The organism is Ancylomarina subtilis, from assembly GCF_004217115.1.
In the GTDB taxonomy this organism is placed as follows: Bacteria; Bacteroidota; Bacteroidia; order Bacteroidales; family Marinifilaceae; genus Ancylomarina; species Ancylomarina subtilis.
The window spans coordinates 219,158-233,398 of the sequence record NZ_SHKN01000002.1; the positions used below are offsets into that span (position 1 = coordinate 219,158).

A 14,241-nucleotide genomic window follows, 5' to 3' on the forward strand; every position below is an offset into this window, starting at 1 on the left:
TGAAGATATTTAAAAATGAATCAATGAGCAAGCGAATTTAGTTTCTCTACAGATATTCAATCCAGTTGATGTCTTTTCTTAAAAGCTTGATGGTTTCATCCTCAGGCGAGCCTGATTCAATTTTATATTGATAAGTCCATTTCACTTCGGGAGGCATGCTTACCAGAATGGATTCGGCTCGACCATTGGTATCTATTCCAAATCGGGTTCCTTTATCTTGTAAAAGATTAAATTCAACATATCGGCCACGACGATGCAACTGCCAGTCTTTTTCCTGATTGGAGTAGGGGTTATTGGCATTTTTTGTCATGATTTCAGCATAAAGAGGTGCAAAGAGCTGTCCAATTTCCATTACGAAGTTTAAAATTTCTTCTTTTTTCAGACCCTCAGATTCATTCAGATGATCAAAAAATATACCTCCTACACCTCGGGTTTCATTTCTATGACTTAGAAAAAAGTAATCATCAGCCCATTTTTTATATTGGGGATATAAATCAGGAGTATATTTATCGCAAACGGCCTTGAGAGCCTGGTGAAAATTAGCGGCTTCCTTTTTGTCAATATAGATAGGGGTTAAGTCAATTCCGCCACCAAACCAATAGTTCCCATCAGCCAGCTCGAAGTAACGAACATTCATGTGGACTATAGGAACATGAGGATTTTCAGGATGCATGATAAGTGAAACACCTGTGGCAAAGAAATCATCACATTTAATCTGTAGTTTCGATTTTATTTTTTCAGGTAAACGACCATGTACCGCAGAAAAGTTAACGCCACCTTTTTCTATGATATTACCATTTGCGATGATTCGACTTCTTCCGCCACCGCCACCTTCCCGATTCCAGATATCTTCTTTGAATTTGGCTTTCCCCTCAGTGGTTTCCAGTGTTTGTGTGATTGTATTTTGGAGCGATTTAAATTGATCAGCTATTTGTTCTTTAGTCATTTGAACGATTTTCAGATGGATGATTTTGTTACTTGATTCTTTCAGAGATTAGACCTTTGTTTTCCTCTTTTTGAATTGAAAACGACTAAGCATTTTCTTTTCAAAAGCCCAAAAGAATTTGTGTTGGCCTAATATTGAGCCTACAATAAGGAGTAGAATCTGATAGGAGGGAGTGATGATTAAAATACTCATCGGGATTTTTATCCAGAGACTTGTTTCGGAGACAATTCCCAAGTGTGCAAAGATTGGACGACGAACCATGACGGCTAAACTTCCGGTTACAGAAAAAGTAATAAGGATGAGAATGAGTTGAAAATTAGACTCGATCTCCCATCTATTTTTAAGTTTTTGAAGCATTTTGTTTCGATATTTAAATTCATTTCAAAGATAGAATAAAATACCTTTTAGTCTTTAATTGGAGCTTTCAATTGTTATTGTAATTTTTTATAAGAGTATAGAGCAAAAAAAAAGATGTCCAATTGGACATCTTTTTTTATATATGATTTGATGATTTCTTATTCAGAAACTCTTTCTAACCACTTAAGCATGAAAATCATGATAAACATTGAGATTGAACATGCAACAATGAATACTGTCCAGGTTAACCAAATAGGTACACCAGCATATAGCATTGCTCCAAATACCAATAATTGGTTTCCTGCACCAGTTGCACCTAACCAAAGACCTTGCATTAGACCTTGATACTGTGGAGGAGCTACTTTCGATACGAAAGAAATTCCAAGTGGACTGATGAAAAGCTCAGCTACAGTTAAGATAAAGTAGGCACCAATCAATAGGAATGGAGTCACTTTAGCAGACTCAGGAAGACCACCCATTTCTTTAACAGTTGAGAACAATGGCACATCAAGAGAACCTAAAGTCATCAATACATAAGCCAATGCAGCGATAAGCATACCGATAGCAATTTTCTTAGGTGTTGAAGGCTCAATTCCACGATTACGTAACCATCCGAAGATACCAACTACAAGTGGTGTTAGGAACACTACAAAGAAAGGATTCATTGATTGGAAGATCTCAGGATTTAAATCAATACCACCAATTTTCAAGACCGTGTAATCTCTAGCAAACATGGTAAGAGTTAAACCATTTTGGTGGAAAGAGAACCAGAAGAAAATAACAACCCCGAATACTGCTAATAAAGCGTAAATTCGCTGCTTAACTTCTTTGATATCCATTTCAACAACAGTGTTGTTAGCTTTAGCTTCAGCAGCTTTTTTCGCAGGATCTGGGAAGTTAACCTTATTTTTAAGGTAGATAACCAATGAAATTAACATTGCTAAAATCGCAACACCAAATGCGTAATGGAATCCTTCGTTGAAAACATTTAAGTAGTCGTTACTGAAGGCTGTGAAATCTGTTACAGGAGCAGCACTAACTTCGTTTGCCAGAGCGTGGAAACGTTCTGCAGCTTGTTCAGAAAGTGTACCTCCAATTTGTTGGTGACAAAGTTCAGGTAGAGTAGCATTGTATGTGTATCCCGCTCTAGATAACCACCAGCTTCTTAAAGCAGGAGCAATCATTGGAGCGAAAATACCACCAACATTAATAAACATATAGAATAAAGAGAAACCAGAGTCTCTGACCTTATCGTACTTTGGATCATCATACATTTGACCAACCAAAGCCTGTAGATTACCTTTAAATAGACCGTTACCAAAAGCAATTACAGCTAAACCAATACATGTAGCAGTAAGGTATAGAGCCATACTTGGCACTGGTGTAGGAGTTGGAATAGCTAGAAGTAAGTAACCAAAAGCCATCATTAATAAACCTGCAAGAATTGTTCCCTTGTAGTTTTTTGTTCTATCGGCAATAATACCACCTACAATAGCTAAGAAATAAATTGAAGAGTAAAAAGTTGCATAGATTAGACCTGAGTCAACTTCATTCAAACCAAATTTAGCTTGTAAAAATAATACCAAAATAGCCATCATGGTATAGAATCCAAATCTTTCGCCCATATTAGCTAAGGCGGCAGGAATCAGACCTTTAGGATGTCCTTTAAACATAAGTTGTTTGTTTTAATTTATTAATAGTTTTTATTTATTTTCAGAGATGGACAAATATATAAAAATAAAGTAAGGCATTAGATAATTTTGGGGTTTATGATATTAATTTAAATCGTTTCCGTAATATACATTTCTTAATGTTTTATCTTTGATAGTGAGATTAAAAAAAACGATCAGAAAAATTCTCTTGTATGAAAATATTCACTTCGAAACAGATTGCTGAAATTGATGCTTTTACAATAGCACATGAACCGATAGCTTCTATTGATTTGATGGAAAGAGCCGCCGAGCAACTTTTTTCCTGGATAAAAAAACGATATTCTGAAGAGCAGAGTTTTCAAATATTTGTTGGGCCTGGAAATAATGGGGGAGATGGTCTGGCTTTGGCACGCTTACTTTCAAAAACAAAGTTTAAGGTTGAAGTGTATCTTGTTAAGGTGAGCAAGAATTTGTCTGTTGATTGTCAAGTGAACCTCGATCGGTTGAGAAGTCAGAATTTGGTTTCAATTTCTGAGATTTCAACATCACATGACTTCCCTGTCATTTTTGATGATAGTGTTGATGTTGATGCTCTTTTGGGTTCTGGCTTGTCCAGACCTCTTGATGGATTATTGAAGGATTTGGTTTTATATCTTAATACTTCAAAAGCAGAGCTTGTAGCTATCGATATTCCATCGGGTTTGTTTGGTGAAGATAATTCGTTAAATAATCTGCATCATTGTGTTCGTGCCGATTATACGCTTAGTTTTCAATTCCCAAAATTATCTTTTTTGTTTCCTGAAAATGTAGACTGTGTTGGCAATTGGCAGGTGTTGCCGATAGGCTTGCACTCGCGTATTATTGATGAGATGGAAAGTCCTTATCAACTTGTTGATGAAAATGATATTAAAAAGAGACTGAAAAAACGAGGACGATTTAGTCATAAGGGCATTTACGGACATGGTTTATTAATTAGTGGAAGCTATGGAAAAATGGGAGCAGCCATATTGGCTTCAAAGGCAGCTTTACGTTCAGGTATTGGTTTACTGAGTACGCATATTCCACGCTTGGGTTACGATATTATGCAGACTGCTGTTCCCGAATCGATGGTGAGTATCGATCGTTCAGATATTATATTTACGGAGTATCCGGATTTGGAAAGTTTTGAAGCCATTGGAATTGGACCTGGAATTGACACTAAGCAAAACTCGTTCAGAGCGCTTGAAGAATTGTTTGAGGAATGCGATAAACCTTTAGTTCTGGATGCCGACGCTCTTAATATTATGGGGCAGAATCCGCAGTTGAAAGATAATTTGCCTAAAGGGTGTGTGCTGACACCGCATGTAAAGGAGTTTGAGCGATTGGTGGGAAGTTGTAGTGATTCTTTTGATAGGAATATGAAACAACGTGATTTCTCCAAAAAACAATCTGTTGTAATGGTATTAAAGGGTGCCTTTTCAGCAATAACGGATCAAAACGGCCGTTGTTATTTTAATTCAACCGGAAATCCGGGAATGGCAACGGCAGGAAGTGGGGATGTTCTCACAGGAATAATATTATCTTTGTTGTCACAGGGGTATCCTTCACTTGATGCTGCTCTGATAGGTGTTTATGTGCATGGACTAGCGGGTGATATGGCTGCTGATGAACTGGGACAGGAAGCATTAATAGCGGGTGACCTTGTTGAATACCTGCCCAAAGCCTGGAAAAAATTAAGAGAGTAAATTGATTAGCTTAAAATGTAATTTGTAATATATAATAAGATGTTAAGACTTGTAGTAAAAATATTGTTGGTAGCTGTTTGCTGTATGCAGTTTACGGCGGTTACAGCGCAAAAGAGGAAATCTGATTTAGATGTGCCATCAACAGTTGTTTATGCTTTACCCAAAACCATTTTGAATGTTGATGTTGTTGTCGAAAAGAAAATTCGTAAGGTTGGACCGTTTGCCGGGTTTTCAGAAAAATATATTGGCATAAGTCCCAAAATTACGGCTGATGAAGTTAAATGGAATATTCAGTCCCTTACTATAACAGAGAAGGGTGAAGTTGATCCGCAGCATTTTTATAAGCTGACAAGCGTAGAGAATTATGAGCCCAATTTAATTCAATTGACTCCGGAAGGTTTAATTCAAGGCTTTAATATGAAGGCCGTAGATGTTGCAAATGAAATTACACCTCAGTCTTTACAAGAGGATGTCGACTTTGAGATTGAGTATGGTCAATTTTCAATTGATCCCAATTTGTTAACAAAAAAAGATACTGTTTTTAAGGTTGTTGAAACCGATACGGCTTTTATTAAAGTTCCTGAACTGAAGGAGCTGGCTTTTGCAAAATCGATAGAGGATAAAGCCAAAGAGGCGGCCCATCAATTATTTAAGTTGAGAAAACGCCGTTTTAAAATTCTGACGGCCAATTATGAAGTTTTACCTCCAGATGGAAAAGCTTATGAGGTGATTGTTCGTGAACTGGACAAGTTGGAAAAAGAATATCTGTCTCTTTTTTTAGGTAAAGAAGTTCGTGTATTAGAGACAGGACATTTTACTTATAAACCTAAAGCTACAGATAAAGGTGGTGTTTTGTTTCGTATTTCGCCAGAAAAAGGACTTGTAGAGTCTGATGATTTAAAAGCAGTTCCTGTTCGTATTGAATTGAATAATCTTGGTGTGACATCTGAGTTGCCTGTTTTACCAGTTGATCCCACAGTTGTGCCAGATCGTTTAATTTATTATCGAATTCCAGGTCAGGCTGATGTTGTGATTTCAAAGGGAAAACAAGTTGTATATCACAAGAGGCATTTGATCAGTCAATTTGGAAAGATCTTTAGTTTACCATCTCAAGTTTTAATGCACGAGGGGTATAGTTTGGAATTTTATCCGGAAACCGGAGCTATAAAACGTATTTCGAAACAGAATTAGGTGAATGTCTGATTATACAAGAAGAGGGAAAAGTTGATACTTTTCCCTCTTCTTGTTTTTTAAAAACAATGGTTTATAAGATTAATTCTCCGATACCTTCCCTAACGACTTCGAATTCTCCATTGGTACAATCGATAATAGTTGAGGCGACATTGCGTCCAAATGATCCATCAATAACCAGATCAACATCCTTTTGGTATTTTTCGTGGATTAATTCAGGATCGGTTGTGTATTCCACCACGTCATCAGGATCGTGAATGGATGTGGTCATAATTGGATTACCTAATTCTTCTACTATGCCTAAGGGGATAAAATGATCAGGAACCCTAATACCTACATTTTTTTTCTTGCTCTTAAACAATTTTGGCAAATTGCTACTTGCCGGAAGGATAAAAGTAAACGCACCCGGTAGGTTTTTCTTCATCATCTTAAATATTCCATTGTCAACTTTAGCATATTCTGACAAGTTGCTCAGGTTGTTGCAGATGATTGAGAAGTTTGCTTTTTCAGCAGATACACCTTTAAGCTTTGCAATTTTTTGTATAGCCTTATTGTTGTTAATGTCACAACCAATAGCATAAACAGTGTCGGTGGGATAGATGATTACGCCACCATCCCGAAGAATTTCTGCGATTTTCCGAAATTCTTTATAATTCGGATTGTCTGGGTAGAGTTTGAGTAACATTTTAGATTATTAGGGGATTTTTGCCTTAAAGATATAAGTTTCCTTCAAATTCAGACAGATATGAATTTAATTATCATCATTTTTTATTAAAATGGGCTTGTGATATGCCGTTTTTTAAGACTTGAAGCCGATATTTTTTTTGTTTCCCTTGAGGATTGGAAAAGTGAAAACGAAATGTGCGTAAACAAAATAAGGAGCTTAGCGCTCCTTATTTATTGTAGATGATTAATAACTTAGCTATTCAGCTTGTTATAGTCTGCTAAAAACTGTTCCAAACCTTTGTCAGTTAAAGGGTGGTTTAATAAGCCTGTGATTGCACTTAATGGGCAAGTTGCGACATCGGCACCTGCTTCAACACACTGAAGAATGTGCATGGTGTGACGGATAGATGCTGCCAATACTTCTGTTTCGAAGCTGTAGTAGTTGAACATGTCAGCAATTTGAGCAATTAGATCAACGCCGTCAGTTCCTATATCGTCTAAACGACCGACAAAAGGAGAAACGTAAGTTGCACCTGCTTTGGCTGCTAGTAAAGCCTGACCTGAAGAGAAAATCAGGGTACAATTGGTGCGAATATTTTTCGAACTCAAATATTTTACAGCCTTAATTCCGGCTTTAGTACATGGAACTTTGACAACAATCTGAGGATGTAAAGCTGCTAGTTCTTCACCTTCCTTAATCATGCCTTCATAATCGGTTGCAATAACTTCGGCACTTACATCACCGTCAACGATATTGCAAATGTCTACGTAATGCTGTTTGATGTTTTCGGCACCTTTGATTCCTTCTTTAGCCATAAGAGAAGGATTCGTTGTTACACCATCTAGTACACCTAGATCTTGTGCTTCTTTAATCTGATCGAGATTTGCTGTATCGATAAAAAACTTCATACTTTATAGTATTAGGGTTGGTTAATGATGATCGAAAATACACTATTTTTTCTGATCAACAAAGATGAATGAATTGTTCTTTTGGGAAGGGTGGATTGGTTGATCTTATTTCAAACAAAAAAAGAAAGTCATTTGACTTTCTTTTTTGTTTTGAGCCGGTGGCCGGAGTCGAACCGACGACCTGCTGATTACAAATCAGCTGCTCTGACCAACTGAGCTACACTGGCAACTTTTTGACTGAATTATAGCTTTCAATCTTAGCTTTAAAATGGAGCCGGTGGCCGGAGTCGAACCGACGACCTGCTGATTACAAATCAGCTGCTCTGACCAACTGAGCTACACTGGCAACTTTTTTGATTGAATTATAGCTTTCAATCTTAGCTTTAAGATGGAGCCGGTGGCCGGAGTCGAACCGACGACCTGCTGATTACAAATCAGCTGCTCTGACCAACTGAGCTACACTGGCAATTGTGTGTTCTTATATGAGCCATTGATGAGATTTGAACTCATGACCTCTTCCTTACCAAGGAAACGCTCTACCCCTGAGCTACAACGGCATTGTTTAAAAGAACAAAAGAAAGTCAAATGACTTTCTCTTTTTGTTTTGAGCCGGTGGCCGGAGTCGAACCGACGACCTGCTGATTACAAATCAGCTGCTCTGACCAACTGAGCTACACTGGCAAGTGGATAAGCAAGCTACGTCGCATCGCTACAACCACTTACCCTTGCTGCCTTCCGACCCTGGGGGAGTTCAGTAGGAGCTGATCGCATAGTTGCTTATCCGGTGACAAAAGTAGAAAAAAGTTGTTACCCTCCAAACCTTTTGGCGAACTTCTTTTCCTAATTATTCGAGCTTTCTACTCAATAGATTTATTTTCAGCGAAATAATTTTTTGAAAATAATGTGTTTTTTTTGAAGCCCTTTGTTTATTTGCCCTCTGTAATGTGAAAGAATGTTTATTTATTTCAAACTTTTAAGCAATATCTTTCAAAAAGGATATCTTTGTTTTCCATATAAAGTAGGGCAAAAACAAAGATGAGTTGGTCTACTTTCTGTAAATATTGAAAAGTTTATTTAAAATCATATGCAATCACATTCAAACCCTTTACTACGCCATAGTTTTCTATTTGGATCACTTGTTGGTGGAATTTTAATTCTGACTTCTTTGATGTTTTATTTTCGGGGAGTACCGATTTCAATAAATCCACAAATAACGTCGATCAATTATTTTCTGATAATGACAGGAATTTATTTTGGTTTAAGAATCTATCGAAACGATGTTCTTAATGGCGTTATAAGTTACGGAAGAGCGTTGGGAGCTGGCGTTCTTATTATTGGAATTGCTGGTGCTTTTTATGCCATTTATATTTATATCCTGATTAAATATTTTGATGCATCGATATTGCAGGAGTTCATCGATTTGATGGAGAAAAGTTTTGTTGAAGCAAAATATAATGAGAAGGATATTGAACTACTGATGAGTTTTTATGAAAAGATTACCCCCGGAGTTTTTGCCTTTGCGCAGTGGTTTAGTAAATTAGGTGCGGGATTCTTCTTTTCATTGATCCTGGCTTTTTTCTTCAGCCGAAATTATGGAACATTGAGGAATAAAATAAATGATAAAAAGGAAAACTAAGCTATGGATATTTCAGTAGTAGTACCTCTGTATAACGAAGATGAGTCTTTGCCAGAATTGTTAGCATGGATTGACCGTGTTATGAAAGAACACCACTTTTCATACGAAGCTATTTTAGTTGATGATGGAAGTAAGGATACATCCTGGGAGGTTATTAATCAACTTCAAGCTATTTATTCAACGGTACGTGGGATAAAATTCCGCCGCAATTACGGGAAATCTGCAGCTTTGTTTTGTGGTTTCGAAGCCGCTAAGGGCGATGTTGTGATAACCATGGATGCCGATCTTCAGGATTCTCCTGATGAAATTCCAGAATTATACAGAATGGTAAAAGAGGAGAATTACGACATTGTTTCAGGTTGGAAACAAAAGCGTTACGATCCGATAACCAAAACGATTCCGAGTAAGTTTTTCAATCGAACCGCACGTGCAGTTTCGGGTATTCGTTTACACGATTTCAATTGTGGTTTGAAAGCTTATAATTGCAAAGTGATTAAAAGTATTGAGGTTTATGGTGAAATGCATCGCTATATTCCAATCCTGGCTAAAGAAGCCGGATTTACGCGTATTGGTGAAAAAGTAGTTCAACATCAGGAGCGTAAGTATGGTGTTACTAAATTTGGATTAAGTCGATTTGTGAATGGATTTTTAGATCTGCTTTCGATATCGTTTATGACTCGCTTCGGTAAAAAGCCTATGCACTTTTTTGGTCTGTTAGGTAGTTTCATGTTTATTATCGGTTTTTTGTCGTCAGCTTGGATTGGTGTGCAGAAACTGATGAGTATGAGTCACGGGGTTAAGGCTCCTTTAGTAACCGACAGCCCCTATTTTTACATAGCACTCACCACTATGATTATTGGAACTCAGATGATATTGACGGGTTTTGTAGCTGAGTTGGTTAGTCGTAGTTCATCGGATCGGAATTTGTATCAGATTGATAAAGAGATCTGAACAAGGTGATGGAAGAATAGAAAGTGAATTCAGAAAACTGTTCATTGTTAATTGATTTAGATGTCAAAACGTATAATAAGATTTTTATTGATGATTTTTCCTCGTCCGTTTTTAATTCGGATGAGTTTGGTTGTCAACCGCATTGTGGGTGTTTTTTTAATTGGGAATAATGTTGAATGTCCTATATGTGGAGGTCATTTTCGTAAATTTCTGCCCTATGGCTATACTAAGAAGTCCGGTAGAGATAATGCTTTATGTCCTCGTTGTTTGTCTTTGGAGCGTCACCGACTGATGTATTTGTATCTAAAGGAGAAAACCGATTTTTTCACCAAAGATTTAAAAGTTTTGCACATTGCGCCAGAGCAGTGTTTTTACAAGCGTTTTAGAGCTTTGGAAAACCTGGAATATACTACAGGTGATTTGGAATCGCCTATTGCCGATGTGCATTTTGACGTTCAGGCTATTCCTTTTTCTGATGAAATTTATGATGTTGTGATTTGTAATCATGTATTGGAGCATGTTGATGATGACAGGAAAGCCATGTCTGAAATTTATCGAATTCTTAAGCCTGGAGGATTTGCAGTACTGCAGGTACCACAGGATACAAATGCCGAAAAAACATACGAAGATCCAACAATTACAGATCCATCAGAAAGAGAGAAGCATTTCTTGCAGAAAGATCATGTTCGTTTGTATGGTCTCGATTATGCGGAGCGTTTAAGTTCGGTTGGTTTTAAAGTGACAGCAGATGCTTATTCGAATAACTATCCCGAAGAAACAGCAAAACGATTTAGATTACCAATGAAAGAAATATTCTATTTCAATCAAAAATAGGTTTCTAATAAACATATTTAAGAGCCATGTATGGGCAGTATTTACTGCTTATTCGTGGTTTTTTTTGTTGTCTTGAATAATAACGATTGCCCTTAATCAAAAAATAATTATTGAAAAACGATAAATAAGTATTGTTTTGCATGTTTTTATTGTTTAGGTTTGTTGAATCTAATCACTAAATGTTTTATTAAATGCAAAATAATTACAGAATCATTAATTTTTTAAGAAAACTATTTAAGGTCTTTTTATGGCTTTCAATAATAAACTTAGTTTTCATTGCATCAATTTCTATTATTGAAATCTTCATAGGGAGCGAAAATGTAATAGATTATCCTTTAAAAGGAAAGCAATCTGTTGATCCAAGTTTTTTGTATGATATAAATAAGGTCGGCGAAGTTAAAAATGCTCAATTTACTTTCGAATTAGATAAAAAAGAGGATGGGTCTTTTCTATCAATCTTTTATAATATGATTATTACTCTATTTTATGGATTACTAATATTTTTCATTTCGAAATTATCGTATAAGTTTTTTGTTGATTTACAAAAGGGCTGTTTGAAAGGTGAGCTATTTTTAAAGGTAAACTATTTTAGAATAAAAAAAATAGGTTTTTTGTTGCTTATTTTAGTTGTATTTAATTGGCTTGATGAAATTATAAGTGACTATGCTTTATTAAGAAATTTTTTGGTTAAAGCTGAGTCTGTACATTTTAATCCAGATTTATCGAGTGTGTTGAATATCGTAAGTGTTCTTGTCGTTTTTGTTTTTGCCGAAATTTACCGTGCAGGAATTGAAATGAAAGAAGAGTCGGAGTATACCATCTAGCTATCAATCAAGAATTTTAATCATACCGAAATGAAAAATAATTTTAGAATCATCAATTTTTTAAGAATCGTCTTTAAGATACTCTATAGAGTAGGTGTCGTAGGCATTGTTTTACTTGGTATAGGGCATATCGTATGTTTATTTGACGTTGACAAAGTTGTTAAAGTTACCTTTTTAGGTACATCACATTTACAACTAGCATCGGGATACAATTTGATTACAGGAGATAGTTTTACAGGGCTTGCCGATCTTGATGTGAGCTTGGAGTATATTAGATCATCGGGACTATTCTATCGAATTTTAGCTTTATTAAATTGGATAATCCCAGCTATTTTGTCTGTTTTTGTGTTTAGATATGCCCATCTGATCTTTAAAGATTTAAAGGAAAGAGACAAAGACAGCAACTACTTTTCTATAGAGATTTATCATAGATTGAAAAAGATAGGTTTTCTGATACTAGCCTCTAAATTGTATTTGTTTATGAATGGGGCAATCATTTCTTGGTTTGTACTTGATAATTTTACAATCTTGGACCAAGATGTGAATTTTCAACCTGATTATACTTATTTATTAGGGATTGTTAAGGTGCTTGTTATCTTTGTATTTGCTGAAATATACCGTACAGGTATTAGTTTGAAAGATGAAGTTGATCTCACCATTTAATACTATTGAATTATGCCAATAATTACAAATTTAGATGTAATGCTTGCCAAGCGTAAGATGAGCTCCAAAGAACTGGCGGAACGTATTGGGATTACGATGGCTAATCTTTCTATATTAAAGTCGGGGAAAGCTAAGGCGGTTCGTTTTACCACGCTCGAAGCTATCTGCAGAGAATTGAATTGTCAGCCGGGTGATCTTTTCGAATATCAGGCTGTAGATTCTGATGAAAAAACAGAATAATATATAGACTCTTATAAATAATAAAGGCTCGAATTTATTTAGATTCGAGCCTTTGTTTTATGCTTTGATTTGTTCGTCCAGATAAGCGATGATCTCATCTTCCTGATCGGGATGGAACCATTTGATCTTTTCATCTCTGCGGAACCAGGATAGTTGGCGCTTGGCGTAGTGTCGCGAATTGCGTTTGATTAATTCAATGGCTTTGTCTAGACTGATATTGCCTTTAAAATGTTCGAATAATTCTTTATAGCCAACCGTATTAAGCGAGTTTAAATCTTTAAATTCAAATAGATCTCTAGCCTCTTCAATCTGTCCATCGGCTATCATCATATCTACACGTTGGTTAATACGATTATAGAGTTCTGTTCTGTCTCTGTTCAATCCAATTTTAATGATATTGAAGTTGCGTTCTTTGGTTTTATTTGTTCTAAGTGATGAATAGGGTTTGCCCGACATGAGGCAAACTTCTACGGCATGAATCACACGTTTGGCATTTTGCAAATCGACTTGATCGTAAAAAATAGGGTCGAGTTCTTTTAGTTCTGCCTGCATGGCTTCCAATCCATTTTTTTCATAACGATCGCAGACTTCTTTTCTCAATTCAGGGGAAATGGTCGGAATTAAATCGATCCCGTTACAAACGGCATCGATATACATCATCGATCCGCCAACCATAAGCATTTGGTCTTTCTCCTTAAATTTTTCGTTTAGAAGAGCCAGTGTCTTTTGTTCACATTCCCATGAGCTAAAATAATCGTGAATAGAGTGGGAGTGGATGAAGTGATGTTTGACAGCTTCTAATTGTTCCTTTTCGGGTACAGCCGTGCCTATACGCATTTCACGATACACCTGCCTGCTGTCAGAAGAAGTAATCTCAGTGTTGAAATGACGGGCAATACGTATACTGAGATCTGTTTTTCCTACACCAGTAGGACCAAGTAGAACAATGAGTGTTTTTGACATCGGTTTAAAATCTGATAGAACTAAAGCCCCTGAAGAGGAGCTTTAATTTGTATAATTGGGTAAAAGGGGAATTAAAGAATGTCCTCGTAATCATCAAGGTTCTCAAATTTTGGACCATTTTCGATATCATCATCAAATTCATCCATAAAATCGAAATCTGTATTCTTTTTTGTCGCTGACTTTAGGTCTATACCATCAAGATCCAGTTCATCAAGTCCATCAAAACTCATAACAATTTGTTCCGGAGCTTCACCTTTGTATGTGTAAATTTTTGGGGTATCAACTGCTACACGTCTTCTTTCAGTATCGATTAATTCAATATTGAAATAACGATCTGAGAAGAAGTCGAAAACGTAAATCATTTGAGGATTTTCTTTAGAAAGGAATTCTCTTATCATAGCAACATCCATCGCAACAATATTCACATTGTCGTCGTCGTCACTACTCATTTCGAAAAGCGCAATCTCTTTACCTCTTTCTCCCATATCAGAAATTTGAAAGAATGAAGCCATTTGCGTATTATCATAGGCAAGAGCTTGTTGTATGGTGTTGTGAAGTTCTAAATAAGTGCCTTCGTTATTCATTTCAATTTCCATAAGGAAATCGTCTTTCTCTGGAGAGGTGATTTTTAGTTTGTATATGTTCATGGTTTAGATTTTTACATAAAGGTAGAAAAGATCTCGTT

General features: G+C 36.3%; 15 protein-coding genes, 5 tRNA genes and 1 other RNA gene. 8 read left to right on the forward strand and 13 right to left on the reverse strand.

Annotation, left to right across the window (positions count from 1 at the left end):
- Window positions 1-46: 46 nt before the first annotated feature.
- From hemF to EV201_RS11855, 3 genes are all read right to left on the reverse strand, one after another.
- Window positions 47-946 carry an oxygen-dependent coproporphyrinogen oxidase gene (hemF, locus tag EV201_RS11845; RefSeq protein WP_130307863.1) on the reverse strand — a complete coding sequence of 300 codons (900 nt, stop codon included), beginning with the start codon at window positions 944-946 and terminating at the stop codon, window positions 47-49.
- Between the two features lie 48 nt (window positions 947-994).
- Complete coding sequence (locus EV201_RS11850; protein ID WP_130307864.1) at window positions 995-1,303, reverse strand: DUF6787 family protein; 309 nt, start codon at window positions 1,301-1,303, stop codon at window positions 995-997.
- 158 nt (window positions 1,304-1,461) lie between these two features.
- Window positions 1,462-2,976: a peptide MFS transporter gene (locus EV201_RS11855; protein ID WP_130307865.1), complete on the reverse strand. Its 1,515-nt coding sequence runs from the start codon at window positions 2,974-2,976 to the stop codon at window positions 1,462-1,464.
- A 191-nt stretch (window positions 2,977-3,167) separates the two neighbouring features.
- Between EV201_RS11855 and EV201_RS11860 the strand changes: the two genes are divergently transcribed.
- Together EV201_RS11860 and EV201_RS11865 are read left to right on the forward strand one after the other, a co-directional pair.
- Window positions 3,168-4,679: an NAD(P)H-hydrate dehydratase gene (locus EV201_RS11860; RefSeq protein WP_130307866.1), complete on the forward strand. Its 1,512-nt coding sequence runs from the start codon at window positions 3,168-3,170 to the stop codon at window positions 4,677-4,679.
- 39 nt (window positions 4,680-4,718) lie between these two features.
- Window positions 4,719-5,870 carry a DUF4831 family protein gene (locus EV201_RS11865; protein ID WP_130307867.1) on the forward strand — a complete coding sequence of 384 codons (1,152 nt, stop codon included), beginning with the start codon at window positions 4,719-4,721 and terminating at the stop codon, window positions 5,868-5,870.
- 73 nt (window positions 5,871-5,943) lie between these two features.
- On the opposite strand, the gene EV201_RS11870 is transcribed toward EV201_RS11865, so the two are convergent.
- The 8 genes from EV201_RS11870 to ffs form a co-directional block, all read right to left on the reverse strand.
- Window positions 5,944-6,555: an L-threonylcarbamoyladenylate synthase gene (locus EV201_RS11870; protein WP_130307868.1), complete on the reverse strand. Its 612-nt coding sequence runs from the start codon at window positions 6,553-6,555 to the stop codon at window positions 5,944-5,946.
- A gap of 233 nt (window positions 6,556-6,788) precedes the next feature.
- A complete protein-coding gene (gene fsa, locus EV201_RS11875) occupies window positions 6,789-7,445 on the reverse strand; it encodes a fructose-6-phosphate aldolase (protein ID WP_130307869.1) in 657 nt (218 codons plus the stop codon).
- Between the two features lie 153 nt (window positions 7,446-7,598).
- Window positions 7,599-7,672, reverse strand: a tRNA-Thr gene (locus tag EV201_RS11880).
- Between the two features lie 42 nt (window positions 7,673-7,714).
- Window positions 7,715-7,791: transfer RNA gene (locus tag EV201_RS11885), tRNA-Thr, on the reverse strand.
- 43 nt (window positions 7,792-7,834) lie between these two features.
- Window positions 7,835-7,911, reverse strand: a tRNA-Thr gene (locus EV201_RS11890).
- 19 nt (window positions 7,912-7,930) lie between these two features.
- A tRNA-Thr gene (locus EV201_RS11895) sits at window positions 7,931-8,002 on the reverse strand.
- Window positions 8,003-8,052: 50 nt separating this feature from the next.
- Window positions 8,053-8,126, reverse strand: a tRNA-Thr gene (locus tag EV201_RS11900).
- A gap of 2 nt (window positions 8,127-8,128) precedes the next feature.
- Window positions 8,129-8,227: signal recognition particle sRNA small type (gene ffs, locus EV201_RS11905), an RNA gene on the reverse strand.
- 302 nt (window positions 8,228-8,529) lie between these two features.
- Between ffs and EV201_RS11910 the strand changes: the two genes are divergently transcribed.
- From EV201_RS11910 to EV201_RS11935, 6 genes are all read left to right on the forward strand, one after another.
- A complete protein-coding gene (locus EV201_RS11910; protein WP_130307870.1) occupies window positions 8,530-9,081 on the forward strand; it encodes a DUF4199 domain-containing protein in 552 nt (183 codons plus the stop codon).
- 3 nt (window positions 9,082-9,084) lie between these two features.
- Window positions 9,085-10,032: a glycosyltransferase family 2 protein gene (locus EV201_RS11915; RefSeq protein ID WP_130307871.1), complete on the forward strand. Its 948-nt coding sequence runs from the start codon at window positions 9,085-9,087 to the stop codon at window positions 10,030-10,032.
- 60 nt (window positions 10,033-10,092) lie between these two features.
- Window positions 10,093-10,866: a class I SAM-dependent methyltransferase gene (locus tag EV201_RS11920; protein WP_130307872.1), complete on the forward strand. Its 774-nt coding sequence runs from the start codon at window positions 10,093-10,095 to the stop codon at window positions 10,864-10,866.
- 191 nt (window positions 10,867-11,057) lie between these two features.
- The gene (locus EV201_RS11925; protein WP_130307873.1) at window positions 11,058-11,690 is read left to right on the forward strand and encodes a DUF2975 domain-containing protein; all 633 of its coding nucleotides are present in this window, start codon (window positions 11,058-11,060) and stop codon (window positions 11,688-11,690) included.
- Between the two features lie 30 nt (window positions 11,691-11,720).
- Entirely contained in the window at window positions 11,721-12,353 is a 633-nt protein-coding gene (locus EV201_RS11930; RefSeq protein WP_130307874.1) for a DUF2975 domain-containing protein, read from the forward strand.
- Between the two features lie 12 nt (window positions 12,354-12,365).
- Window positions 12,366-12,593 carry a helix-turn-helix domain-containing protein gene (locus tag EV201_RS11935; protein ID WP_130307875.1) on the forward strand — a complete coding sequence of 76 codons (228 nt, stop codon included), beginning with the start codon at window positions 12,366-12,368 and terminating at the stop codon, window positions 12,591-12,593.
- Between the two features lie 57 nt (window positions 12,594-12,650).
- On the opposite strand, the gene miaA is transcribed toward EV201_RS11935, so the two are convergent.
- Window positions 12,651-13,556 carry a tRNA (adenosine(37)-N6)-dimethylallyltransferase MiaA gene (miaA, locus tag EV201_RS11940; protein ID WP_130307876.1) on the reverse strand — a complete coding sequence of 302 codons (906 nt, stop codon included), beginning with the start codon at window positions 13,554-13,556 and terminating at the stop codon, window positions 12,651-12,653.
- A 71-nt stretch (window positions 13,557-13,627) separates the two neighbouring features.
- Window positions 13,628-14,203, reverse strand: coding sequence for an IS1096 element passenger TnpR family protein (locus EV201_RS11945; RefSeq protein ID WP_130307877.1), 576 nt, complete (start codon window positions 14,201-14,203; stop codon window positions 13,628-13,630).
- Window positions 14,204-14,241: the final 38 nt, after the last annotated feature.

What these genes read in the sequence shown, in the direction of transcription:
- hemF (WP_130307863.1), bottom strand. Translation starts at nt 946, where the DNA reads ATGACTAAAGAACAAATAGCTGATCAATTTAAATCGCTCCAAAATACA.
- fsa (WP_130307869.1), bottom strand. Translation starts at nt 7,445, where the DNA reads ATGAAGTTTTTTATCGATACAGCAAATCTCGATCAGATTAAAGAAGCA.
- EV201_RS11865 (WP_130307867.1), top strand. Translation starts at nt 4,719, where the DNA reads ATGTTAAGACTTGTAGTAAAAATATTGTTGGTAGCTGTTTGCTGTATG.
- EV201_RS11915 (WP_130307871.1), top strand. Translation starts at nt 9,085, where the DNA reads ATGGATATTTCAGTAGTAGTACCTCTGTATAACGAAGATGAGTCTTTG.
- miaA (WP_130307876.1), bottom strand. Translation starts at nt 13,556, where the DNA reads ATGTCAAAAACACTCATTGTTCTACTTGGTCCTACTGGTGTAGGAAAA.
- EV201_RS11920 (WP_130307872.1), top strand. Translation starts at nt 10,093, where the DNA reads ATGTCAAAACGTATAATAAGATTTTTATTGATGATTTTTCCTCGTCCG.
- EV201_RS11850 (WP_130307864.1), bottom strand. Translation starts at nt 1,303, where the DNA reads ATGCTTCAAAAACTTAAAAATAGATGGGAGATCGAGTCTAATTTTCAA.
- EV201_RS11925 (WP_130307873.1), top strand. Translation starts at nt 11,058, where the DNA reads ATGCAAAATAATTACAGAATCATTAATTTTTTAAGAAAACTATTTAAG.
- EV201_RS11935 (WP_130307875.1), top strand. Translation starts at nt 12,366, where the DNA reads ATGCCAATAATTACAAATTTAGATGTAATGCTTGCCAAGCGTAAGATG.
- EV201_RS11870 (WP_130307868.1), bottom strand. Translation starts at nt 6,555, where the DNA reads ATGTTACTCAAACTCTACCCAGACAATCCGAATTATAAAGAATTTCGG.
- EV201_RS11860 (WP_130307866.1), top strand. Translation starts at nt 3,168, where the DNA reads ATGAAAATATTCACTTCGAAACAGATTGCTGAAATTGATGCTTTTACA.
- EV201_RS11910 (WP_130307870.1), top strand. Translation starts at nt 8,530, where the DNA reads ATGCAATCACATTCAAACCCTTTACTACGCCATAGTTTTCTATTTGGA.
- EV201_RS11945 (WP_130307877.1), bottom strand. Translation starts at nt 14,203, where the DNA reads ATGAACATATACAAACTAAAAATCACCTCTCCAGAGAAAGACGATTTC.
- EV201_RS11930 (WP_130307874.1), top strand. Translation starts at nt 11,721, where the DNA reads ATGAAAAATAATTTTAGAATCATCAATTTTTTAAGAATCGTCTTTAAG.
- EV201_RS11855 (WP_130307865.1), bottom strand. Translation starts at nt 2,976, where the DNA reads ATGTTTAAAGGACATCCTAAAGGTCTGATTCCTGCCGCCTTAGCTAAT.